Origin of the sequence: Streptomyces cinnamoneus (genome assembly GCF_014650495.1) — a bacterium.
Classification (GTDB): domain Bacteria; phylum Actinomycetota; class Actinomycetes; order Streptomycetales; family Streptomycetaceae; genus Streptomyces; species Streptomyces cinnamoneus.
On sequence record NZ_BMVB01000008.1, the window covers coordinates 171,741 to 191,500 of the forward strand.

Here is a 19,760-nt window from a genome sequence, read left to right on the forward strand (position 1 = left end):
GTCAGCGCTCCTGGCTCGGGCGGAAGAAGGGCAGGCCCACGGCGGCGTCCGCGTGCACGGCGTGGGTGGCGAGCAGGACGCCGGCGGCGCCCGTGGCGAGGTCGGCGGACAGCCGCAGCAGCTGGTCGCCGAGGAACGCGGGGCGGCCGTCGAGGAGATGGGAGTGCCAGGCGAAGGCGGCGACGTGCCGCTGCAGCGCGGCCTCGGCCTCCGGGTCGCCGTCCTGCATGTGGGCGAGGGCGAGGGCCATGCCGGCCCGGCCGTGGAAGAGGCCGGCGTGCTGCACGAAGTGCGGCTTCGTCACGTCCCGGATGGCGTCGCGGGCCGCGGCGAACCCCGGCTCGTCGTGATGGGCGAGCGCGTCGTGCAGGACCATGCCCAGGCCCGCGCTGCCCGCGCCCAGCAGCGGGGAGCGCCAGGGCGCGTCGCCGCCGGACGCCTGCCCCGGGTGGCCGATGTCCGCGAGGTCCTGCCGCAGCGCCTCCACGGCGTGGTGCAGCAGCTTGGCGTCCTGCGTCCGCTCGTACAGCCGCAGCAGGAACAGGGCGGTGCCCGCGTGACCGTGCAGCAGACCGGGGCGGGGCCGGCCCGCGGCACTGCCGCCGGCGCCGTCGACGAGACGGTCGGCGATGCCCGCGGCCGCGTCCAGCAGGGCCCCGTCCCCCGTGCGGCCGGCGAAGTGCAGCCACGTCAGGCCGATGCCCGGCAGGCCGCTGTGGAAGGTGGTGTCGGCCGCGTCGAGGGCCGCGCCCGTCACCCGGCCGAGCAGGCCGAGCGCCTCGTCCGTCCGGCCCAGGTGGTCCAGGGCGTACGCGATGCCGGCGAGGCCGTCGTGGAAGCCCGGCCGCGGATCGGTGAGGCGGTCGGCGGCGCGCAGCAGCCAGTCGGTGTGCCCGGCGGGGGCCGGCGCGCCCGCCACGGCGAGCGCCCACAGCACGCCCGCCGCGCCGTGGGCGAAGGTCACGCCGCCGTCGGGGGCGAGGAACTGCTGGATGTCACCGGGGTGCAGGCGGTCGTCGCGGCCGGGGGTGGCGCAGGCCGTGATGGCGTCGGCGATCGCCCGTCGCAGGGCGGGCAGGCCGGACGGCTCCCAGGACGGCTCCGGCTGCTCGGCCGCGGCGGCGGGGGCGTCGGGGCGGGCGCCGGTGCCGAGGTCGGCGCGGACGCGGTCGGCGAAGTCGGCGGGCAGGGGGAAGTGGCGGCGGGCGACGTCGATGAGCTGGTCGACCTTGCGCGGGGACCAGGAGAACATGATGGTCAGCGGCACGAACAGCGCCAGCCGCAGGCAGCCCAGGGCGTAGCGGTCGACGGCCGTGCCGGTGTAGCCGGCGGGCGCCCGGAAGCCGGGGGCGCCGATGGGCTGGCCGGCTTCGGCGCTGGTCTCGCTGCTGGCCTCGTAGTCGATGAAGGCGATGGTGGGAGCGCCGTCGTCGCCGCCGTCCTCGCGGACCAGCACGTTGCTCGGGTGCAGGTCGCCGAAGACGACGCCCCGCTCGTGCATCTCCCGCACGCCCGTCTCGATCTCGTCGAGGACGTGCAGGGCCCACTGCGCGTACGGCGCGGCCTCCTCGGCGGGCAGGTCGCGGTTGAGCAGCGGGTTGCGTTTCTCCATCGCCTTGAACAGGGGCGTTCCCGCGACGTACTCGCGCGCCAGGAAGTAGTGCTCGCTGCCGATGCGGTAGTCGATGAGCCGGGGCGTGCGGGTCAGGCCCGCGAGCTGCTCCAGCGCCCAGTGCTCGCGCTCCAGGCGGGCCACCGCGTCGGCACCGGTGTCGTCCAGGCCGGCCAGCGGGCGGGCCTCCTTGAGCAGCACGGTGGCGCCGTCACGGATGTCGGTGGCCTCGTAGACGCCGCCGCCGTTGGAGAAGTGCAGTGCCTTGGTGGCGCGGAAGGGGAAGTCGCGCAGCGTGCCCGCGCTGCGGGCGGCGAGGGCGTCGGTCAGGCACGCGGGCAGGGGCGCCCAGGCCGGCGGGCGGAAGCCGGGGCCGCGGTGGTCGGGCACCAGGTTGCCGTCGGGGTCGGTGACGCAGTGCACCGTCTCGCCGGCCGCGTTGCGGACGGTCTGCTCGACGAAGGCGCCGTAGCGCACGTAGAGCGGGCAGCCGGCGCGCCAGCGCAGGTCGCTGAGGATGTACGGGCCGTCGCTGCCGTCGAGGAGCTCGCCCAGCTCGCCCAGCAGGGTGGCCAGGTGCTCCTCGTCGAGGGGGTAGACGGTGATGAACTTGCCGCTGGCGCTGCGGTCGCCGTACTTGCTGTTGCGCCGGAACAGCACCTGGGCGTTGCGGATGTACTTGAAGGTCACCCCGCGCGGCACGCAGTGGTCCCAGACGGCCTTGAGGACCTGCTCGGCGTTCTCCAGGGTGGCGGAGACGTGGATCTTCCAGCCCTGGCGGGGGAGGTCGATGCCGGGGGGTATCACCATGGCCCAGTCGGCGTTGGTCTCGCGCCGCCACTGCCCGGGCAGGTCGGCGAGGCCGGCGCCGTAGGCGGTCGCGGAGTCCTCGTCCACGACGGGCTTGTCGTAGAAGACGTCGCCCGGCCGGCAGTAGTTCAGGTACTGGAGCATCATGATGGTTTCCCCCTAGAAGTGCGGTGGCCCCGACGGGCCGGCGGTGCGGGCCGGCGTCACCAGCGCCAGGCCGGCGCCACGTACTTGCTGTAGAGCCAGTTCCACAGCGGCAGCTTCCCGGCCTTCACCTCGGCCGTGCCGGTCCGGTCGGCGGGTGCCTGGGTCACGTGGAGCCGGTAGCCGACGACGATCTGCGGCAGGCCGTCGGTCCGGACGGGCAGGAAGGCCGACAGCGGTGCGGTGGTGTCCTTGCCGCGGGCGTCGGTCACGACGGCCGTGCCCGTGCGCTCCTTTGTGGTCACGCCCGAGCGGAACAGCTGGACGGTCGTACCCTTGCCGATCACGGAGCGGTCGGCCGAGGGAGGCAGGACCAGCCGGACGTCGCCCCGGGCGTCGCGGACGTAGCCGCCGGAGACGGCGTAGGGAAGCTTGACGCACAGCAGGAGCGCGCCGACGCCCGCGACGGTCAGCGCCGTGGCGACGCCGATGCGCCAGGTGCGGGCGCCCGCCCTGCGCGCCTCGCCCAGGAGCCGCTTGAAGCCGCGGCCGAGGTGGTAGAGGAAGTAGGCCATGCCGCACAGCACGAGCGAGGCGCCGACCGGGCCGAGGCGCTGGGCGGTGTCGGACCACAGGCTCATGGCGCTGGTGACGATGTAGAACGGGAAGGCCATGCACGCCAGGCCGTAGGCGACCGACCAGGACAGCTGGGGCAGTTCGCGCTCGTAGCGGCCGCCGCCGAAGAGGACCTTGGCGATGAAGCGGCGGCCGTCGGTCATGGCACGGTCCCGCAGGTGCGGCAGGTCCAGGTGGCTCATCAGCGCGATGTAGCCGTCGAGCTTGATGAAGGGCAGCAGGTTCAGCAGACCGGTCACGTACGTGGACACGGTGAAGACGAGCATGCCGGCGCGGACCGAGGCGTCGTCCACGAACAGCGTGGCGATGCCCGTGGTGCCCGCGATCACCGTCTGGGTGGCGATGCCGGCCAGGGCGACGCGCACGCGGTGCGCCTTCTCCGACAGCCGCCAGCCGTCGGAGACGTCGCAGAAGAAGGCCGGGGAGAGGTAGAAGAGCATCACGCCCATGCGGCTCGGCCGGCCACCGTAGTAGGTGAGGACCGCGCCGTGCCCCATCTCGTGCACACAGGTGGTGGCGAGCATCCCGAGGGCCACCGCGAGGTAGACCGGGATCGGCAGCGGCTGGCCGAGGGCGGTGCGCAGTTCGGCGCCCTGGGCCGCGAGGGCGAGCAGGCCGCCCAGGACGGCCACCGCCGCCACGACCGCCGCGGCCCGGCCGGCCAGGGCGTTGAGCAGAGGGGTCAGGCGGCGCAGCACGCGCTCCGGCTTGAGGAGCGTGAACTGCACGGTCAGGGGCGGGACGAAGCGGATCCAGGTACCCCGGTTCTTCCGCTTGCGTCCCGCCTCCCCGTCGTCCAGCAGCCGGGAGTCCGCCAGTTTGCGCACCGCGACGCCCACGACCTCGGGCGTCCACGGCGGCCCCAGGACCTCGGCGAGGCCCGAGTGGTCGCGCGTGCCGTCCACGGCGCGGGCCAGCCGCGCCAGGTCGGCCTGCACCCGGAAGTACTGGTGGCGACCGCGCTGGATGACCCAGGGGGCGCCGTCCCGGTCCGGTGCGTGGACGGTCACGTCATCGGCGATGCGTGGCCGGGCCAGCGCGGCGGGGGAGGGCTCACGGGTCGCGGTTGCGGTTCTGGAGGACATGGCTACGGTCCCGCCTTAGGTGATGTCGCGGGTGAGGAACAGCTTGCGGGCGCCGAACCAGGCGGCGGCCAGCCAGCCGGCGATGACCAGGAACGCGATGGGCTCCGAGAGGAGTTCGGGCTTGCCGTCCCGGTACACCGAGCTCATGGCGATCGTCATCAGGAACTTGCCGACGTCGGGGACCAGTCGCTGCAGGGCCGGGTCGACGATCAGCGTGAGGGCGAGCAGCGTCGTCACGGCGCCGACCTGGTGCCGGATGATCCAGCCGAACAGGACGCCCCAGGGGCCGGCGAGCACGTTGCAGACGAAGATGCCCGCGGCGATCAGCCAGGTCTCCCGGGTGATCTCCGGGTTGTGGCCGTTCGAGGCGAGCGCGCCGTAGGTGGCGGCGAACGCCAGGGCGACGGCGAGCAGTCCGGACAGGGCGCCCATCGCCGTGCCCACCAGCGCCTTGGCGGCGAAGAGGCGGGTACGGGTGCCGCTCAGCAGGACCGAGCGGCCGATGGTGCCCGCGGTGTACTCGCGGACGACGAAGATCGCACCGAAGAGCGAGGCGAACAGGAAGGTCATCATCCACGCACGCACCGAGTCATTGGTGATGGTGGCGAGGTCCATGTGCTGTTCGGTGATCTTCTTGTCGGTGTCGCTGGCGTAGCCGAGGGACGCCAGCAGCGACATGAAGGAGCCGGATGCCGCGCAGATCAGCCAGGTCCGGCCGGCCCACGCCTTCATCCACTCGGCGGGAAGCAGGTCACGCATCGACGCGCTCCTTGGCCGTCGTGCCGGTGGCGCCCGTCTGGGAGCCGACCAGCGAGAAGAAACGATCCTCCAGGCTTTCGGTGCCCTCGGAGGTGAGGTCGCTCAGCGGGCCCGCGTAGCGCAGGGTGCGCTGCACGATGACCACGTCGTCGACGGTCTGCTCGATCTCGGCCAGCAGGTGGCTGGAGACCAGCACGGTGCGGCCCTCGTCGGCCAGCGAGCGCAGCATGGTGCGCAGCCAGCGGATGCCGTCGGGGTCGAGGCCGTTGGCGGGCTCGTCGAGCACCAGCAGCTCGGGGTCGGACAGCAGGGCGGTGGCCAGGGCCAGACGCTGCTTCATGCCCGTCGAGTAGCCCTTGACCTTCCGGTCGGCGCGGTCGTCCAGCCCGACCTGGCCCAGCACCTCGTCCGCGCGCGCGGCCGGCAGCCCCAGCGCACGGGCCCAGATGCGCAGTTCGCGGCGGGCGGTGGTGCCCGGCAGCGGATTGATGCCGTCCATGCTGACGCCGACCCGGTGGGCGGCGCGCGGCAGGTCCTGGTAGCGGTGGCCGAAGACGGTGGCCGTGCCCGAGGTGGGGAGCATCAGGCCGAGCAGCATGCGCAGCGAGGTCGTCTTGCCCGCGCCGTTGCGGCCGAGCAGCCCCACGATGCGGCCGGAGCGCACCTCGAAGGAGACGTCCTCCACCGCCGTCATGGTGCCGAACCGCTTGGTCAGGCCGCGGAGTTCGACGACGGCGTCGCCGGTCATCGGCGGTCCGCCTGGAGGTTCGCGACGACACGGCCGACGCAGCCGATGATGGCGACGCCCACCACGGCGAGGAAAACCCACTGGGCGAGGCCGGTGAACACGGCATTCCCGACCAGAAGCACCAACACGAGAATCATGGACGCGATACAGAGTTTTACGTTCATTTGCCGGTTCTGCTGGTTGTCGCTCATATCGAATCCTTCTGCTTCTCGCGTTCAGTGCTTGCGGGGTTCCGCGGCAACGGCACATCGTCGCCGCGGAACCCCGGTGTCAAACATTAATCACACACAGGTCCTTGGGAGGACCGGGTGACGAACCGCGTGGGGACGGCTCAGGTGGCGATCGAGGCAACCGTGCTGTAGAGCACGAGGGAGCCGAGGCTGATCGTCGCGCCCTGCTTGAAACCGGACCAGAAGTCAGGGGCCTCCATGGCCTCCAGCTCCTGCAGACCGAGCTCCAGCTCCTGCTCGAACTTGTTCTCCTGCATGTCACGCTCCTTTTCTAAGTTTCAGTCGAAAACGGAAAACAACAGATGGATCAGACGGCTCAGGTGGCGATGCTGATCGAGATACCGACGGCGGCACTCGTCACCGTGGCCGCGCCGACCGTCCACCAGCCCGGGGCCTCCATGGCCTCCAGCTCCTGGAGGCCCAGCTCCAGAGCCGGCTCGAAGGCGGCCGTCTCCTGAAGGGAAATTTCCTGCATGTCACACCTCCCTTGTGTTTTCCGTGGGTTCATGCGCCGGAATCCATCAGGTGATGACGGACGCGATGCTCAGAGCGGCACTGCCGACCGCACTGGCCACGGCACCGACGGTCCACCAGCCCGGGGCCTCCATGGCCTCCAGCTCCTGAAGACCGAGTTCCAGCACCGGCTCGAAACCGGCGGCCTCCATGGGGGAGTTCTCCTGCATGTCACACCTCCTTTCCTGACGTTTCGGATATCCGGGCCGGCCGGCCCACAGCGGCATTCACCGGATGGTGACCGGCCGGCCGGGGGGAATCAGGTGGCGAGGGAAACCGCGGCGTAGCCGACGATCGACACGACGCCGATACCCGTGGCGACGCCACCGGCGGTGGACCAGAAGCCCGGGGCCTCCATGGCCTCAAGCTCCTGGAGGCCCAGCTCCAGGTTGACCGCAGTCAGCTGCTCGGTCGCCGTGGCGACGCGCTCGTTCTGCATAGTTCTTCCCCTTTCCCTTTTCAGTCGGGACCCGTCGGGTCCCGTATTCATCCGCGCCCCGTCGGGGAACGGAAGCTCTCTTCGCCGGCGGCGGGGCCGGCGTGTACGGCGGCCGCCAGCAGCCCGCGCACGTCGCCCGCCGTGAGCCCGCCGAGCATCGGCAGTCCGGCGCCCCACGCCCGCACCGTCCGCTGTGCGACGGCGTCCAGCGCGGCGGCGTCGGCCGTCAGGCGGCCGTCGACGCGCCAGGCGTCGATCAGGGCCCGGACGCCCGCGGCCGGTTCGGCCGGCAGCGGCTCGGGTCCGGCCGTACGCAGCCGGGACCACAACCGCTCCAGTCGTGCGGCCGATCCGAGCCGGGTCTCGTCGTCCGAGATGGCCCGCCACAGGGGCGGCAGGAGGGCGGCCACCGCCGTCATCTTGCGTACGCCCAGCGCCCACGACAGCTCGTTGGCGAGGAGCCAGCCCTTGACCGCGTACGGGTCGCGGCCGTGGTGCAGCCACGCGTTGTGGCTCAGGCCGCTGACCTTGGCGATCTCCAGCCGCAGCGCCGGGTCGGCCACGGGGGCCTGCGGTGCGGCCCCCGCCCGGGCGGCCGCCAGGGCGTGGCCCAGCGTCACCAGGCGTTCGGCGACGGTCTCGACCAGCGCGTCCTCCGTCGGCGTGGCCCGGTGGTCGCCGATGTACGGGCTCGTCACCCGGAACAGCGCCTCCAGCACCCCTTCGGCCAGCAGCTCGCCGGACAGGGTGGCGGTCGCCGCCGCGTCCAGCACCGCGACCTCGGGCTGCAGGGACATGCCCAGCACCAGCCGCTTGCCGCCGGGATGCGCCAGGCACGCCACCCCGCTGACCTCCGTGCCGGTGCCCACCGTGGTGGGGACCGCCACCAGCGGCAGCCCCCGGCCGGTGAACTCCGGCAGGACGACCAGCCCGCTGCGCTGCGGCAGCGAGAGGCGGGTGCGCACGTCGCGGTCGTCCCGGGCCACCGTCGCCAGCTTCGCCTGGTCCAGCAGCGAGCCGCCGCCGATGCCGACGACCAGTTCGCTGCCGTCCAGCCGGCCGGCCAGCGCCAGGACGCTGTCCACGTCGCCCGGCCCGCTCAGCGGGACGAGCTCGGTGTGCCGGCCCGGCGACGCCACGAGCGTGCGGACCGTCGCGACGATGTCCGTGTCCACGAGGGCGGAGTCGACGAGCAGGGTGATCCGCTGCTCCTCCCGCCCCGCGAGCCAGCGGCCGAACGTCGCACAGCCGTACAGCAGCGAGGTGGCCCCGCCGGTGTCGTCGCTCACTAGCGCGCTCCGGCCCGCGTCCCGGTGCCCGCGACGTGCGCGGCCAGCCCGGCCAGGATGCACTCCACCAGCTCCGCCAGGTCCGCCTCGGTGAAGGTCAGGGCCGGGAAGAGCTGGACGCCGTTGACGCCCGGGTGCACGATCGCGCCCGCCCGCCGGATCGCCGCGACCAGCGCCGGGACCTCCGCCTGCGGCAGCGGTGAGCCGTCGGCGCCCAGGAGCCGCAGCGAGCGGAAGAGGCCGAGGCCCGTCGTGTCCGCCACCAGCGGGTGCGAGGCGACCAGTGTGGACAGCAGGGTGTCCAGGTGCGCGGCCAGCAGCTTGCCCTTCGCCACCGCGTCCAGGCGCCGCATCTCGGAGATGGTGGCGAGGATCGTCGCACAGGTGACGGGCGTGCCCGCCTGCGTCTCGCCGTGCGTCAGGACCGCCCCGCCGTCCTCGAAGGCGGCTGCCACCGAGCGGGCGGCGACCACGACGGCCGCCGCGCTGGTGCCGTTGGTCAGCCCCTTGGACGCGATCAGCAGGTCCGGCTGCCCGGCCCACTCCTGCGAGGCGAAGAAGGAACCGGTCCGGCCGAAGCCGGTCGCCACCTCGTCGGCCACCAGCAGGAAGCCGTACTCCTCGCGCAGCCGCAGCAGCTCGGCGACGTACTCCTCCGTCAGCGGCACCGCGCCGCTGCCGAGCACGGGCTCGACCACGACAGCCGCGACCTGCGCGCCCTGACGCTTCATCAGCTCGGCGATGTCGCCGGGCTCGTTGGGCGTCACGTGGCGGATCAGACGCTGGTCCACGCCGTACAGCTGCTGGCCCAGGTTCTCCCCGGTCAGCCCGAAGCTGCCGTAGGTCAGGCCGTGGTAGCTGCCGCGCAGGCCGACGACGACCTTGCGGCGCTCCTCGCCGCGCAGGGCGTGGTAATGCCGGGCGACCTTCATCGCCAGGTCGTTGGCCGCGCCGCCGGACGTCGAGAACAGCACCCGTCCGTAGTGGTCGGCGCCGCACACGTCGAGCAGGGCGGCCGCGGCCCGGCGGGCGTAGACGTTCTCGTAGCGGAAGACGCTGAGGTACGAGGCGTCGCGCAGGGCGCGGGCGGCCGCGTCGGCGATGGCCGTGTTGCCGTAGCCGATGTTGGTGTTCCACAGGCCGCTGGAGCCGTCGAGCAGTTCCCGCCCGTCGGTGAAGCGGACGCGGACGCCTTCCGCCGACACCGCGCACAGCTCGTCGCTGCCCTGCAGTTCCGGTGCGAGGAGGGAGGGCCACAGCGGATGCATCGCCCGGGGGGACGCAGGGGTGTCCGTCGTGCCGTGCTCCGTCATGCCGTCGTCCGTCATGCGATGACCTCCGCTTCCAGCAGCACGCTCGGGTGGCGCACGCCCGCCATGGGCAGCGGATGCCGGGCGCGCACGGCGAAGCCGGCCTCCGCGAGTTCGGCCTCCAGCCGGTCGGCGGGCAGGACTCCGATGGTGGTGGTGCACACGTGCACCTCGCCCTCGCCGGACTCGTCGAGCTCGCCGGGGAAGACCGTGACGGTGCGCGCGGCGTCGCCGGGCGCCCAGTACTCGTACATGCGGAGGGTGGACTCGCCCGCGGGGACGATCATCTCGGCCTCGTTCTCCCCGGACCGTGCCGCGTCCATCTCCACGGTCGACAGCAGGAACCGGCCGCCCTCCGCCAGGTGCTCGCGCACCGAGCGGTACAGGCCGGGCCGGCCGGCCTCGTCCAGCAGCGAGACGGTGGTGGTGCCCAGGACGACCGCGCCGAAGCGCCGGCCGAGGGAGAAGTCGCTCATGTCGCCCGGGACCACCGTGCACCGCTCGCGCAGCGCCGCGGGTCCGGCGTCCAGGCGTGCCGAGAGCAGCTCCAGCATGCTCGGTGACAGCTCCAGCGCCGTCACCTCGCGGCCCATGGCCAGGAAGGGCATGGTCAGCCGGCCGGAGCCGGCCGCCAGGTCCAGGACCGGCCCGGGCAGCTGCCGGATGATGCCCAGCAGCTCGCGGATCTCGTGATCGCCGTGCTGGGACAGCCCGTGGTAGACCTGCGAGCCGTACGCGTCGTACATGTCGTGCAGCACCGCACGGTCGCCGAGTGCGGCCAGCAGCTCGCCGGCGCGCCCGGGGATGGTCGTGGTGATCGTGGTCATGGCCGGGTCACCGTCCGGCCGTGGCGAGTTCGGGGGTGCGGGCGGTGAGGGGCGCGCCGGCGTCGGCGAAGGCCCGCTCCACCTGCTCCAGCTTCTCCCGGTCCGCGTACGCGGCCGCGGCCTCGACGGAACCGCAGACCAGCAGCGGCTCGACGAGCGCGACGGCCTCCCGGCGCAGACCGAGCATCCGGTCTGTTTCCGGCGCGTAGACGTAGGCCGCCTCGTCCGTCCACAGCAGCAGCGGCACGTCGGTGCCGGTGGCGTCCGCCGGGTCCGTGACGTCGGCCAGCGCCGGTACGGACCGGCCGCCGAAGCCGGAGACGCGCACGCCGGTCACCTGGCGGCCGGCCAGGTTCCGCAGGGCGTCGAGCGCGGCGAGGTAGCGGCCGAGCCACGGGCGCTGCGCCAGTGCGGCGGTGCGGATCTCCTCCGGTACGGCCGTGCCGAGGCTGACCGCGCAGGGGTGTCCGGCGTCGTCGTTGAGCTGCTGCCACTGCGCGGCCAGTGCGGCCAGGTCGTCGCCCGCCGTGCCCAGGGCGAGGCCGCCGGGGGAGGTGGAGACGGCGCCCGTCGCCGCGACGTACAGCCGCAGCGCCGGACCGGAGCCGGCGTGAGCGGCGCCGAGGGCCGGCAGGTCGGCGAGCTGGATGACCGGGGAGGTGAGGAAGTCGGGGAACGTGCCGTCCTGGCGGGCCAGTTCGGCGTCCGCCACGTACGCCTCGAAGTCCGCCGGGTCGGCGATGCGGACCAGGGTGGGACCGATCACCGACATGTAGCCGCTGATGCCGTAGCTCTGCACCTGCAGGTAGAAGTCGGTGCCGAGGGAGAACTCGACGCCGGACTCGGCGGCCGAGCCGCCGTACGCGACGACCGTGGCGGTGGTGCCGTCGTCCGCCGTGGCTCCTTCGGGGGCGAGGACCGTGGTGCCCGGACCGACGACGTCCGAGGCGAGGACCTGCTCCAGGTGCTCGGCGCTCTCCAGGACGACGGTGCGGCAACTGCCGTCCGCCGGGGCGGCGGTGGCCGTTCCCGGGACGGTCCGGCCCGTGGCCCAGGACATCAGGCGTTCTTTGATCTCGGACATTGATTCCCCCTTCGTGGTGCAGCACATCGCCTCGCGGAGCGTGCGGAAGTCGCACTGCTCGCGGGATGCGCCGGGTCGACGTACGTGCTCGGTGCCGGTGGTGCCGTGCAGGAGCGGGTGGTTCAGGCCAACGCGGCCAGCAGAGTCTTGAGTTCGTCCATCGCGGCCTGCGGGCCGTGGGCGTTGCAGACGCCGGTGACGTTCAGGACGATCTCGTCCACGCCGGCCTCCTCGTACGCCGTGAGCTGTCCAGCCAGCTCGTCCCGGTCCCCGAAGAGGAACGACCCGCCGGCGACGAGCGCCTCGGCGTTGGCCTTCTCGTCCGTCCCGGTGACGTCGATCCCGGACCTGCGGAGCATGTCGATGTAGTGCGGGCCCTTCATGTGCGCGCCGTTGCTGGCCAGGGCCAGTTCGGCGGCGTTGCGGCCGGGGCGGGCGAGGGCCAGCGGCACCATGGCCGTCAGTCGGGGCCGTGTGCGGCCCGCCGCCTCGGCGCCCTCCGTCATCGCCGGGACGACGGTGTCCCGCAGGTAGGCGGCCGGCGTCAGCCAGGTGATGGCCCGGTCGGCCACCTCACCGGCGAGCCGGGCCATGCCCGGCCGCAGCACCCCGAGTCCCACCTCGACCTTGGGCGCCGGGAACGGCGGCAGGGTCATGTGGCCGGAGAAGTACTCACCTTGGGACTCGACCGTCTTCCCGTCGAGCAGTCCGCGCACCGCCGTGAGGTACTCCCGGGCCAGCGTCAGGGGGCTGCGGTACGGCGTGCCCAGCAGGCTCTGCTGGAAGGGCCGTGCCCCCGGACCGAAGCCCGCGACCACCGGGTGTCCGGTGGTGAGGGCCACCGAGCGGGCCTGGAGGGCCGCCTCGTAGGGGTGCCGCAGCGGCATGAGCGTGACGCCCAGTCCGACCGGCACCCGGAAGCCGGCGCCGGCGGCGTAGGCGAAGCCCTGGTGCGGCTCGACCATGAGCGCCTGACCCTGCCACAGCCGCTCGGCGTGGGTCCAGTGCACCATCGCCGCGTACGGCAGGACCTGCTCCGGCCGACGGGGCAGAAAGGGCATAAGGACTGAGTAGGCGGTCATCGGTTGAAATCCGTTCTGGTGTGGCGATGACTCCATCCTGCTGCCCGGGCAAGTCCTGCCACTACCCCCTGACCTGGGGGTTTGTTCCCCCTCGATCGGGGGGTCGGTTACATGGAGCCCCACCCTCCGGGGGGAGGTAGAGGAGGATGAGCGTCCGCTACTCTCGCTCCCACCACGCCGACGTGGGAGATGTGCGTGATCACAAGCGAGGGGGATCGCAGCGTGATAAGGACCGCGATAATCGATGACGAGGTGCTCTTCCGCGCCTGCCTGCGGGCCGTGCTGGAGACGGACGAGACACTGAGCGTCGTGGCGGAGGGCGGGAGCGGCCAGGCGCTCGCCCGCATGGCGGCGGCACGTCCCGCCGTGGTTCTCCTGAGCGCCGGACCGTCGGGGGAGACCGACGGCCTGGCCCTGATCCAACGCCTGCGGGACCTGGCGCCCGCGCCCAAGGTGCTCCTCCTCACGCCCGTGCCCGTCTCTGCCGACCACAGGGCGCGCGTACTGGCAGCAGGGGCGGCCGGTTGCCTGGGCAGGGGGAGTGGTCCGCAGGAACTGCTGCACGCGGTGCGCGCATTGGCGTGCGCCGGGGTGGAACCGGAAGCGTGCACGGCGGCGTCAGGTCTTGCGCAGGCATCGGGTCTTGCGGGGGCATCAGGTCTCGCACAGGCATCAGGTCTCGCACAGGCATCGGGTGTCGCGGCGGCAGGTGTCGTACGGACCGGGTCCTCCTCGTCCTCCTCCATGACCGAGGTGACGGGCGGGGCTCAGGTGCCGTGCGAGGCCGTATGCCCACGACTTGCCTCTCTCACACCACGGGAGCGGGAAGTTCTGGTGCTGCTGGCGGACGGGATGTCCAACCGGGAGATCGCCGACCACCTGGTGATCAGCGCGGAGACGGTGAAGAACCACGTGGGTGGAGTCCTCACCAAGCTGGGCGCCGACAACCGCGTGCGCGCGGCCGCGATCGCCTGGCAGGCGGGCCTCACCGGGGCGGGCGCGACGCCCGCGCCGGCCCTTGCGGCCGCCTAGCGTCAGGGCATGAAGACCTGGCATTCGCAGGCTCCTTGGCCGAGGAGTCATGCAAAGTGATGGTAAAGTTCGATTGACTTCGACCAATCAAAGGCACGCTCGGGGGAGCCTGTGATACGGGTAATTGTCATCAGTGATGAGGCTTTGGTGCGTTCGGGGCTTCGGGAGATCCTTCAGGGGGAACCCGGCATGGAGGTCCCGGTGGTCTGCGACGGCCTGGGCGCGGTCGAGGCGGTGGAGCGCCACCGGCCGGACGTCGTCCTGCTGGACCTCCAACTCTTCGCCCCCGACGGCCCCGACGGCCCGGCCGTCCTGGGGGCCATCCGCTCCCTCGACCACCCGCCGGCCGTCGCGACCCTGACCGCGGGCGCCGAACGCCACCAGATCAACGCCGTGCTCGGCGCGGGCGCGGCCGCGTACCTCGTCAAGGACATCACGACGTCCGAACTCGTGCACGCCGTATGCCTGCTGGCGTCGGGAGGCTTCATCCTCTCCCGCACGGCGGCGGCGGTGATGCACGACGACAGCCCGTGGACGACCCCGGCGGCACCCCCTGTCCCCGCCCCCGCCCGGGCCACCCGCCCGGTGGCCCCGCGCCTGACGGGCCGCGAACAGGAGGTCCTCGCCCTGCTGGCGGCCGGCATGTCGAACACGGAGATCAGCCGCATGCTGATGCTCAGCACGAACACGGTGAAGGACCACGTCAAGGCGTCCTACGCCAAGCTGGGCGTCAACAACCGCGTCCAGGCGGCGGTGATGGCCAGCGCAGCGGGGCTGGCGGCGGCGATGGCGTGATCCCGCCGTTCGCAGCGTGACCCCATACCGACCGATCGTTTCCGCTCGGCCCCCGCTCGTTCCCGGCAACGCGGTCTGGCCGGGCGGGTGATGTGTCGGTCACGATGGACGGCATGGGGAGCCCCAGGCAGCGAGCGCAGAGGTTCGTCGAGGCCGAGGACGATCCGCGGGAGGGCGGGGCGCCCCCGGAGGGGGAGCGGGCCACGCTCGTCGGGTTCCTGCGGTGTCAGCGCCTGACGCTGGAGTTGAAGTGTGCCGGCCTCGGCACCGACGAGCTCGCACGGCGGTCCGTCGAGCCGTCGACGATGTCGCTGCTGGGGCTGGTGCGGCACATGGCCGAGGTGGAGCGGATCTGGTTCCGGCGGCGGCTGTCCCGGCAGGACGTGCCGCCGCTGTTCCGTTCCGACAACGACCCCGACGGCGACTTCGACGGCGCGGTGCCCGACCCCCAGGTCGTCGCCGAGGCGTGGCAGGCGTGGCGGGACGAAGTCGCCTTCAGCGACCGGTTCGTCGCCGCGGCGCCCACCCTCGACGTCACCTGTCAGGACCCCTGGCACGGGCAGGTCTCCCTGCGCGAGGTGCTGGTGCACATGGTCGAGGAGTACGCCCGTCACAACGGCCACGCCGACCTGCTGCGCGAACGGATCGACGGACGCGTGGGGATGTAGGTGCGCGGCGGCGCGCACCCCGGCCCGGACGTGGGAACGGGGTGGCGTCCGCCGCGTGCCGTGTGCCTTACTGCGGACCATGACTGCTGTGCAGAAGCCGGTCCTGGCCGTCGGTGACGGCGACGCCGACCTCACCGCGCGCCTGGAGAACGAACTCGACGCCTTCAACGAAGCCGCCACCGGCCACGCCGCACACGGCGAGCTGTCCGTGCGGGCCACCGACGAGGACGGTGAGCTGATCGGCGGCCTCACCGCCTGGACCTGGGGCGGCCTGTGCGGCATCGAGCTGCTCTGGGTGCGCGAGTCCAGCCGCACCGACGGCTGGGGCGCCAAGCTGCTGCGGGCGGCCGAAGCGGAGGCCGCGCGCCGCGGCTGCGACCGGGTGATGGTCTCCTCGTACACCTTCCAGGCCCCGGGCTTCTACCGGCGCCACGGCTACGCCGAGGTCGGCCGCGTCCCGGGCGTACCGGGCGGTCATGCGGACGTGTACCTGTTCAAGTCGCTTGACCGTACGCCCGTAGCGGCGCCCTGCCCGGACGGCCCCGACGCGGCCTAGGGTGGCGCGGTGACCTCCCTCCCGCCGTCGCGGCGACGCTTCCTGACCGTCACGGCGGCCGCGGCCGGGGCCGCCGCTCCGCTGCCGTTCGCGCCCGCCGCGCCCGCCGCGAGCGCCGGCACCGGCTGGTCCGAGGACTGGCCGCCGCAGCTGCGGGCGGCGGTCCGGCGGGCGATGCCCGTCGCCGTCGAGTACGCCCGGTCGTCGGTGAAGTGGCCCTTCGGCGCCGTGCTCGTCGACGCGGCCACCGGTGCCGTGGGGCCCGGGGCCGGCAACACCACCGAGAGCGGTGACCCCACGGGTCACGCGGAGACGAACCTCGTGCGCCTGGCCGCAGCGGACGGCATCGCCCTGGCCGGGCACGTGGTGGTCACCACCGCCGAGCCCTGCGCGATGTGTGCCGGCGCCCTGCTGTGGGGCGGAGCCCGCGGCATCGCGTACGGCACGTCGGTCGCCAAGCTCATCGCCTGGGGGATGCCGCAGATCGACGTATCCGTCGACGAACTCGTGCGCAGGACGCGCGGGCTGCCGCACCCGGCGCTGGCCCGCGACGTGCGGGCCGGGCTCACCGATCCCCTCTACCGGACATAGGGGAGAATGTTCTCCGCTTTCCCTATGTACCAGGAGATTCATGTACAAGCGCATGCCCTTGCTCGCCCTCTGCCTGACGGCCGCCGCTCTCGGCACCTCGGCGTGCGACGCATCCGGCGACAGCCGCTCCAGCGCCCCGACGGCATCGGCCACGGCATCGGCCACGGCATCGGCCACCGCGTCGGCACCCGCCTCGGCGCCCGCCGCCGCTCCCTCCGCGGACCCGTCGGGCAGCCCGGCCGAGGCGCGCCGACTGACGGGGCTGATGCGCGAGGTCTACCTCCGGACCCTGCGGAAGAACTACCCGGACCTGGACCGCATCAGCGACGACCTCCTCGTCGAGCACGGCAACGCGTTCTGCGCCGCCCACGGTCAGGCCCTCGGCGACCAGGCCAAGAAGACGATGCGGGAACTCGACCTCACGCCCAAGCAGGCGACGCCCATCGTCGCGACCGCGCACGCCTATTGCCGGTAGCGGCGGAGGAGGGGCCGAAGGTCACGGCAGTGGCGTCTGGCGGATGAAGGACATGCCGTACCGGCCGCCCTGCCAGATGTCCGCACCGCTCACGTACATGGCGTTCCAGGAGTGCCAGTACAGGGACTCGATGTACTTGGGCTCCGGGCCCGGGCGGATGGGGCTCATCGTGACGCCGGCGAGCGGGTTGCGCTGACGGTCCGCGCTCCAGCTGCCGAAGTCGACGTCCAGGAAGGTGGCGGCGTAAGCCGTGCCGCGGTCCAGGTCGGTCAAGGTGAACTGGGTCTGCGGTTTGCCGCTGACGCCGTACTTGAGGACCTCCAGTGTCGCTCGTCGGCCGTCGATGGTGCCCGCGTAGGTGGCGTGGTCGTGGGGAGGTGAGTACCAGTCGCCGTAGCCGCGGAACGGGCGGCCCGCGGCGAAGGGCGGTGCGACGGAGGAACGGTAGAAGGACATCGGGAAGCCGGTGCCGTTCCAGCTGCTCGTACCCGAGAGGTAGTCGGTGTTCCAGGTGTGCAGGAGGAGGACGGGCCAGCTGAGGGTGCTGGGCCCGGTCAGGGTGATGCCGCGGATCTCGTGCGCGTCCCGGGGTACGTACTGGACGTATCCGGAGTAGGTCTCGTTCCGTTCCAGCTCGGTGAACGTGAGGAAGAGCGTGTAGTAGCTGCTGGGCGGCTGCTGCTGGGCCACGATCTCCAGCCTGGCCTGTCGGCCGTCGTACGCCCCCTGCCACGTGCCGTGGAAGGCCCGTACGTCCTGGAGCGTGCCCGCGGCAGCGGCGGGCGTGGTCGTCCCGCCCACCGCCAGCGCCGCCCCGGCGGCGAGCGCGGTGCCGGCGGCTCTCCTGAGCGCGGTGCGACGGGACATGGGCTGCTGTGCCATGGGCCACCCCCGGGTGTCGGAAGGCCCCCATCCTCGGGGAGCCGGGCAGCGGTCGCCAAGCCAGAACCCGCCAACTTCGGGGCATGCGCGGGGCGGTCGCGAAGAGGGCGGAGCCCGGTAAGGGGCCGGTGACGGTCCCGCCCCGCTCAGGCGTTGAGGGCGGCGTTCCACACGGGGCTGTCGACGTAGTGGTTGTCGAAGCGCTCGGAGGAGTCCTTGATCTCCTGGAAGCTCGCCTCGCCGCGCATGACCCGGTTCAGCAGGCGCATGTAGTCGAAGCGGGCCATGCCGGGCGTGAAGGTGAAGAGGACGTCGGCCTCGCAGCCCGGGGCGGCGGCGAAGGCGTGCGGGGTGTGCGGCGGGACGAGGAGGAAGTCCCCGGCGCTCAGCACCTTGATCTCCTGGTCCACCAGCACCTGCAGCGAGCCGTCGATGACGTAGAACATCTCGGCGGCGCGGGTGTGGAAGTGGGCCGGTGCGCCGACGGCGCCCTTGGCGAAGGTGGAGCGGTAGCTCGTCAGCAGACCGCCCGTGGTGTCGGAGTCGGCGAGCAGGGTCATGACACTGCTGGGGTCGCTGGCGGTCTCGGCCTCCGCGGCGCGGGTGAGGACGGGGGCGAAGTCGCTGTTCTTGCTGGTCATGAGGGTTCTCCTGGTTTCTGACGGGGCGTCCGCCCTCGTTGTGATCACAACTCTAGGCGGCCGGGAGACCCCGTGAAGGGTGCAATTCCCACCGGAAATCGAAGGTCAATTCCCGGGCGTTGCGGCCCGTTACGGCCCCTCGTGCGGGCCCGGGCCGGTGTCCCGTCCGGCGCCACGGCGCACGGGCCGGCGCACACGCGCACGCGGGGCGTGGGCACCGGTCCGCCGGGGGTAGAGCGCTCGCGGATCGTGCCCCTGCAGACGAGGAGTCCGGGAATGAAGCGTGTCCGCCGTATCGCAACGATTGCCGCCACCACCCTCCTGCTGGCGGTGGGGAGCGCCGTACTGGCGACCCCGGCCCAGGCGGACGCCGACGTGAACCTCTTGGGCGATCTCGTCACGGGACACGCCAACTCCCTTGTCGCGGTGGGAGCCCTGGGCGCCCAGCTCGTGAGCCTGCCCGTCTCGCTGGCGCCGGTCCTCTGAGCCGTACCCGACGACGCCGAGGGGCAGGTGCGCACACGCACCTGCCCCTCTTCGCACCTAGGGGGTCCGGCTAGGGGAGGGTCAGGACGACCTTCCCGGCGACCCGGTTCGTGTCGCCCAGCGCGTGGCCCTCGGCGGCCTGCGCCAGCGGGAACGTCGCCTCGACGACGGCCTTGAGCTTCCCCGCGGCCATCAGGTCCGCGATGGCGCGCATGCCTGCCTGGTCGGCCTCGACGAGGACGGGGGTCACCTGGATGTCACGCTCGGCGGCCCGCGCGGGGAGGTCCGCGGGCATCGACGTGATGGCGATGGTGAGCAGCTGCCCGCCGGGCTTCAGGACGTCGAGGGAACGGGCGGCCGTGTCGCCGCCGATCGCGTCCAGGACCAGGTCGACCGGCTCGATCTCCGTGAAGTCCTGGTTCCGGTAGTCGACCGCCTCGTCGACGCCCAGCTCCCGCAGCAGCGCGTGCTTGGGGGCGCTGGCCGTACCGATCACGTACGCGCCCTGCTCCTTGGCGATCTGCACGGCGAGGTGGCCCACGCCGCCCGCGGCCGCGTGGATCAGCACCCGCTGGCCGGGCCGGACGTTCGCCGTGTCCACGAGGGCCTGCCACGCCGTCAGCGCGGCCAGCGGGACCGCACCCGCCTGCACGTGGTCGATTCCCTCCGGCTTGCGGACCAGGGCCCGTGCCGGGGCGACCACGTACTCGGCGAACGAGCCGACCCCGTAGGGGTAGGGCAGCATGCCGAAGACCTCGTCGCCGGGCTTGTGGATCGTCACGCCGATGCCGACGGCCTCGACGACGCCGGACACGTCCCAGCCGAGCACCAGGGGAAGCCGGTCGAGGAAGCCTGCGAACTGGCGGTGCTTCCAGTCGGTCGGGTTCATGCCCGCCGCGCGGACGCGGACGAGCACCTGGGAGGGCCCGGGCTGCGGGCGGTCGGTCTCGACCTCCTGCAGGACCTCGGGACCGCCGTACGTGTTCTGGCTGATTGCCTTCATCTTGTGCATGTGCTCATGGTCCGTCTACCCCGACCTGGGAAAACAGTGGCCCGGGGGCCACGA

24 protein-coding genes are annotated in these 19,760 nt (G+C 72.5%); 7 read left to right on the forward strand and 17 right to left on the reverse strand.

All coding sequences use genetic code 11. The features are described from left to right. Position 1: 1 nt before the first annotated feature. The 14 genes from lanKC to IE182_RS14415 form a co-directional block, all read right to left on the reverse strand. Entirely contained in the window at positions 2-2,569 is a 2,568-nt protein-coding gene (gene lanKC / locus IE182_RS14350; protein WP_190110174.1) for a class III lanthionine synthetase LanKC, read from the reverse strand. A gap of 56 nt (positions 2,570-2,625) precedes the next feature. Further along, the gene (gene mpaP, locus IE182_RS14355) at positions 2,626-4,287 is read right to left on the reverse strand and encodes a daptide biosynthesis intramembrane metalloprotease (RefSeq protein ID WP_190110175.1); all 1,662 of its coding nucleotides are present in this window, start codon (positions 4,285-4,287) and stop codon (positions 2,626-2,628) included. Positions 4,288-4,302: 15 nt separating this feature from the next. After that, the gene (locus IE182_RS14360; RefSeq protein WP_190110176.1) at positions 4,303-5,046 is read right to left on the reverse strand and encodes an ABC transporter permease; all 744 of its coding nucleotides are present in this window, start codon (positions 5,044-5,046) and stop codon (positions 4,303-4,305) included. After that, positions 5,039-5,794: an ABC transporter ATP-binding protein gene (locus IE182_RS14365; RefSeq protein WP_190110177.1), complete on the reverse strand. Its 756-nt coding sequence runs from the start codon at positions 5,792-5,794 to the stop codon at positions 5,039-5,041. Before IE182_RS14365 ends, IE182_RS14360 begins: the two co-directional genes overlap by 8 nt. Beyond that, a complete protein-coding gene (locus tag IE182_RS14370) occupies positions 5,791-5,985 on the reverse strand; it encodes a hypothetical protein (protein ID WP_190110178.1) in 195 nt (64 codons plus the stop codon). The genes IE182_RS14365 and IE182_RS14370 overlap by 4 nt, the downstream gene beginning before the upstream one ends. 140 nt (positions 5,986-6,125) lie before the next feature. After that, positions 6,126-6,281: a daptide-type RiPP gene (locus tag IE182_RS14375; protein WP_190110179.1), complete on the reverse strand. Its 156-nt coding sequence runs from the start codon at positions 6,279-6,281 to the stop codon at positions 6,126-6,128. A gap of 59 nt (positions 6,282-6,340) precedes the next feature. Then, on the reverse strand, positions 6,341-6,499 hold the full coding sequence (locus tag IE182_RS14380) for a daptide-type RiPP (protein ID WP_190110180.1): 159 nt from the start codon (positions 6,497-6,499) through the stop codon (positions 6,341-6,343). Between the two features lie 46 nt (positions 6,500-6,545). After that, positions 6,546-6,707: a daptide-type RiPP gene (locus tag IE182_RS14385; protein WP_190110181.1), complete on the reverse strand. Its 162-nt coding sequence runs from the start codon at positions 6,705-6,707 to the stop codon at positions 6,546-6,548. Between the two features lie 89 nt (positions 6,708-6,796). Beyond that, positions 6,797-6,976, reverse strand: a complete 180-nt coding sequence (locus IE182_RS14390) for a daptide-type RiPP (RefSeq protein WP_190110182.1) — start codon at positions 6,974-6,976, stop codon at positions 6,797-6,799. A 47-nt stretch (positions 6,977-7,023) separates the two neighbouring features. Further along, positions 7,024-8,265, reverse strand: a complete 1,242-nt coding sequence (gene mpaC, locus IE182_RS14395) for a daptide-type RiPP biosynthesis dehydogenase (RefSeq protein WP_190110183.1) — start codon at positions 8,263-8,265, stop codon at positions 7,024-7,026. Then, on the reverse strand, positions 8,265-9,593 hold the full coding sequence (gene mpaD / locus IE182_RS14400) for a daptide-type RiPP biosynthesis aminotransferase (RefSeq protein WP_229844801.1): 1,329 nt from the start codon (positions 9,591-9,593) through the stop codon (positions 8,265-8,267). The genes mpaC and mpaD overlap by 1 nt, the downstream gene beginning before the upstream one ends. Beyond that, positions 9,590-10,402: a daptide-type RiPP biosynthesis methyltransferase gene (mpaM, locus tag IE182_RS14405; RefSeq protein ID WP_190110184.1), complete on the reverse strand. Its 813-nt coding sequence runs from the start codon at positions 10,400-10,402 to the stop codon at positions 9,590-9,592. The genes mpaD and mpaM overlap by 4 nt, the downstream gene beginning before the upstream one ends. Positions 10,403-10,409: 7 nt before the next feature. Beyond that, positions 10,410-11,486 carry a daptide biosynthesis RiPP recognition protein gene (mpaB, locus tag IE182_RS14410; RefSeq protein WP_190110185.1) on the reverse strand — a complete coding sequence of 359 codons (1,077 nt, stop codon included), beginning with the start codon at positions 11,484-11,486 and terminating at the stop codon, positions 10,410-10,412. A 122-nt stretch (positions 11,487-11,608) separates the two neighbouring features. Beyond that, positions 11,609-12,568 carry an LLM class flavin-dependent oxidoreductase gene (locus IE182_RS14415; protein ID WP_190110186.1) on the reverse strand — a complete coding sequence of 320 codons (960 nt, stop codon included), beginning with the start codon at positions 12,566-12,568 and terminating at the stop codon, positions 11,609-11,611. 222 nt (positions 12,569-12,790) lie between these two features. Here IE182_RS14415 and IE182_RS14420 point away from each other — a divergent pair, with 222 nt between their 5' ends. From IE182_RS14420 to IE182_RS14445, 6 genes are all read left to right on the forward strand, one after another. Then, positions 12,791-13,600 carry a response regulator transcription factor gene (locus IE182_RS14420; RefSeq protein ID WP_190110187.1) on the forward strand — a complete coding sequence of 270 codons (810 nt, stop codon included), beginning with the start codon at positions 12,791-12,793 and terminating at the stop codon, positions 13,598-13,600. 111 nt (positions 13,601-13,711) lie between these two features. Then, positions 13,712-14,395 carry a response regulator transcription factor gene (locus IE182_RS14425; RefSeq protein ID WP_229844803.1) on the forward strand — a complete coding sequence of 228 codons (684 nt, stop codon included), beginning with the start codon at positions 13,712-13,714 and terminating at the stop codon, positions 14,393-14,395. A 113-nt stretch (positions 14,396-14,508) separates the two neighbouring features. Then, a complete protein-coding gene (locus IE182_RS14430) occupies positions 14,509-15,063 on the forward strand; it encodes a DinB family protein (RefSeq protein WP_190110188.1) in 555 nt (184 codons plus the stop codon). Positions 15,064-15,142: 79 nt separating this feature from the next. Beyond that, the gene (locus tag IE182_RS14435) at positions 15,143-15,619 is read left to right on the forward strand and encodes a GNAT family N-acetyltransferase (RefSeq protein ID WP_190110189.1); all 477 of its coding nucleotides are present in this window, start codon (positions 15,143-15,145) and stop codon (positions 15,617-15,619) included. 9 nt (positions 15,620-15,628) lie between these two features. Continuing rightward, entirely contained in the window at positions 15,629-16,210 is a 582-nt protein-coding gene (locus IE182_RS14440; protein ID WP_190110190.1) for a nucleoside deaminase, read from the forward strand. A 40-nt stretch (positions 16,211-16,250) separates the two neighbouring features. Next, positions 16,251-16,685, forward strand: coding sequence for a hypothetical protein (locus IE182_RS14445; RefSeq protein ID WP_190110191.1), 435 nt, complete (start codon positions 16,251-16,253; stop codon positions 16,683-16,685). Positions 16,686-16,706: 21 nt separating this feature from the next. On the opposite strand, the gene IE182_RS14450 is transcribed toward IE182_RS14445, so the two are convergent. Beyond that, entirely contained in the window at positions 16,707-17,567 is an 861-nt protein-coding gene (locus IE182_RS14450) for a hypothetical protein (RefSeq protein WP_190110192.1), read from the reverse strand. A 146-nt stretch (positions 17,568-17,713) separates the two neighbouring features. Next, positions 17,714-18,208: a cupin domain-containing protein gene (locus tag IE182_RS14455; protein WP_190110193.1), complete on the reverse strand. Its 495-nt coding sequence runs from the start codon at positions 18,206-18,208 to the stop codon at positions 17,714-17,716. A 276-nt stretch (positions 18,209-18,484) separates the two neighbouring features. On the opposite strand from IE182_RS14455, the gene IE182_RS14460 reads away from it, so the two are divergent. Then, the gene (locus IE182_RS14460) at positions 18,485-18,694 is read left to right on the forward strand and encodes a hypothetical protein (RefSeq protein ID WP_190110194.1); all 210 of its coding nucleotides are present in this window, start codon (positions 18,485-18,487) and stop codon (positions 18,692-18,694) included. Between the two features lie 70 nt (positions 18,695-18,764). Here IE182_RS14460 and IE182_RS14465 read toward each other — a convergent pair whose 3' ends face one another. After that, positions 18,765-19,697, reverse strand: coding sequence for an NADP-dependent oxidoreductase (locus tag IE182_RS14465; protein WP_190110353.1), 933 nt, complete (start codon positions 19,695-19,697; stop codon positions 18,765-18,767). Between the last annotated feature and the right edge of the window lie 63 nt (positions 19,698-19,760).

Bases quoted from the DNA above. Each gene is read 5' to 3' on its own strand.
- IE182_RS14455 (WP_190110193.1), bottom strand. From the start codon at position 18,208: ATGACCAGCAAGAACAGCGACTTCGCCCCCGTCCTCACCCGCGCCGCG.
- IE182_RS14415 (WP_190110186.1), bottom strand. From the start codon at position 12,568: ATGACCGCCTACTCAGTCCTTATGCCCTTTCTGCCCCGTCGGCCGGAG.
- IE182_RS14385 (WP_190110181.1), bottom strand. From the start codon at position 6,707: ATGCAGGAGAACTCCCCCATGGAGGCCGCCGGTTTCGAGCCGGTGCTG.
- IE182_RS14365 (WP_190110177.1), bottom strand. From the start codon at position 5,794: ATGACCGGCGACGCCGTCGTCGAACTCCGCGGCCTGACCAAGCGGTTC.
- mpaB (WP_190110185.1), bottom strand. From the start codon at position 11,486: ATGTCCGAGATCAAAGAACGCCTGATGTCCTGGGCCACGGGCCGGACC.
- mpaD (WP_229844801.1), bottom strand. From the start codon at position 9,593: ATGACGGACGACGGCATGACGGAGCACGGCACGACGGACACCCCTGCG.
- IE182_RS14445 (WP_190110191.1), top strand. From the start codon at position 16,251: ATGTACAAGCGCATGCCCTTGCTCGCCCTCTGCCTGACGGCCGCCGCT.
- IE182_RS14435 (WP_190110189.1), top strand. From the start codon at position 15,143: ATGACTGCTGTGCAGAAGCCGGTCCTGGCCGTCGGTGACGGCGACGCC.
- IE182_RS14380 (WP_190110180.1), bottom strand. From the start codon at position 6,499: ATGCAGGAAATTTCCCTTCAGGAGACGGCCGCCTTCGAGCCGGCTCTG.
- IE182_RS14390 (WP_190110182.1), bottom strand. From the start codon at position 6,976: ATGCAGAACGAGCGCGTCGCCACGGCGACCGAGCAGCTGACTGCGGTC.
- IE182_RS14430 (WP_190110188.1), top strand. From the start codon at position 14,509: ATGGGGAGCCCCAGGCAGCGAGCGCAGAGGTTCGTCGAGGCCGAGGAC.
- IE182_RS14450 (WP_190110192.1), bottom strand. From the start codon at position 17,567: ATGGCACAGCAGCCCATGTCCCGTCGCACCGCGCTCAGGAGAGCCGCC.
- mpaM (WP_190110184.1), bottom strand. From the start codon at position 10,402: ATGACCACGATCACCACGACCATCCCCGGGCGCGCCGGCGAGCTGCTG.
- IE182_RS14460 (WP_190110194.1), top strand. From the start codon at position 18,485: ATGAAGCGTGTCCGCCGTATCGCAACGATTGCCGCCACCACCCTCCTG.
- IE182_RS14360 (WP_190110176.1), bottom strand. From the start codon at position 5,046: ATGCGTGACCTGCTTCCCGCCGAGTGGATGAAGGCGTGGGCCGGCCGG.
- lanKC (WP_190110174.1), bottom strand. From the start codon at position 2,569: ATGATGCTCCAGTACCTGAACTACTGCCGGCCGGGCGACGTCTTCTAC.
- mpaP (WP_190110175.1), bottom strand. From the start codon at position 4,287: ATGTCCTCCAGAACCGCAACCGCGACCCGTGAGCCCTCCCCCGCCGCG.
- IE182_RS14465 (WP_190110353.1), bottom strand. From the start codon at position 19,697: ATGAAGGCAATCAGCCAGAACACGTACGGCGGTCCCGAGGTCCTGCAG.
- IE182_RS14375 (WP_190110179.1), bottom strand. From the start codon at position 6,281: ATGCAGGAGAACAAGTTCGAGCAGGAGCTGGAGCTCGGTCTGCAGGAG.
- IE182_RS14370 (WP_190110178.1), bottom strand. From the start codon at position 5,985: ATGAGCGACAACCAGCAGAACCGGCAAATGAACGTAAAACTCTGTATC.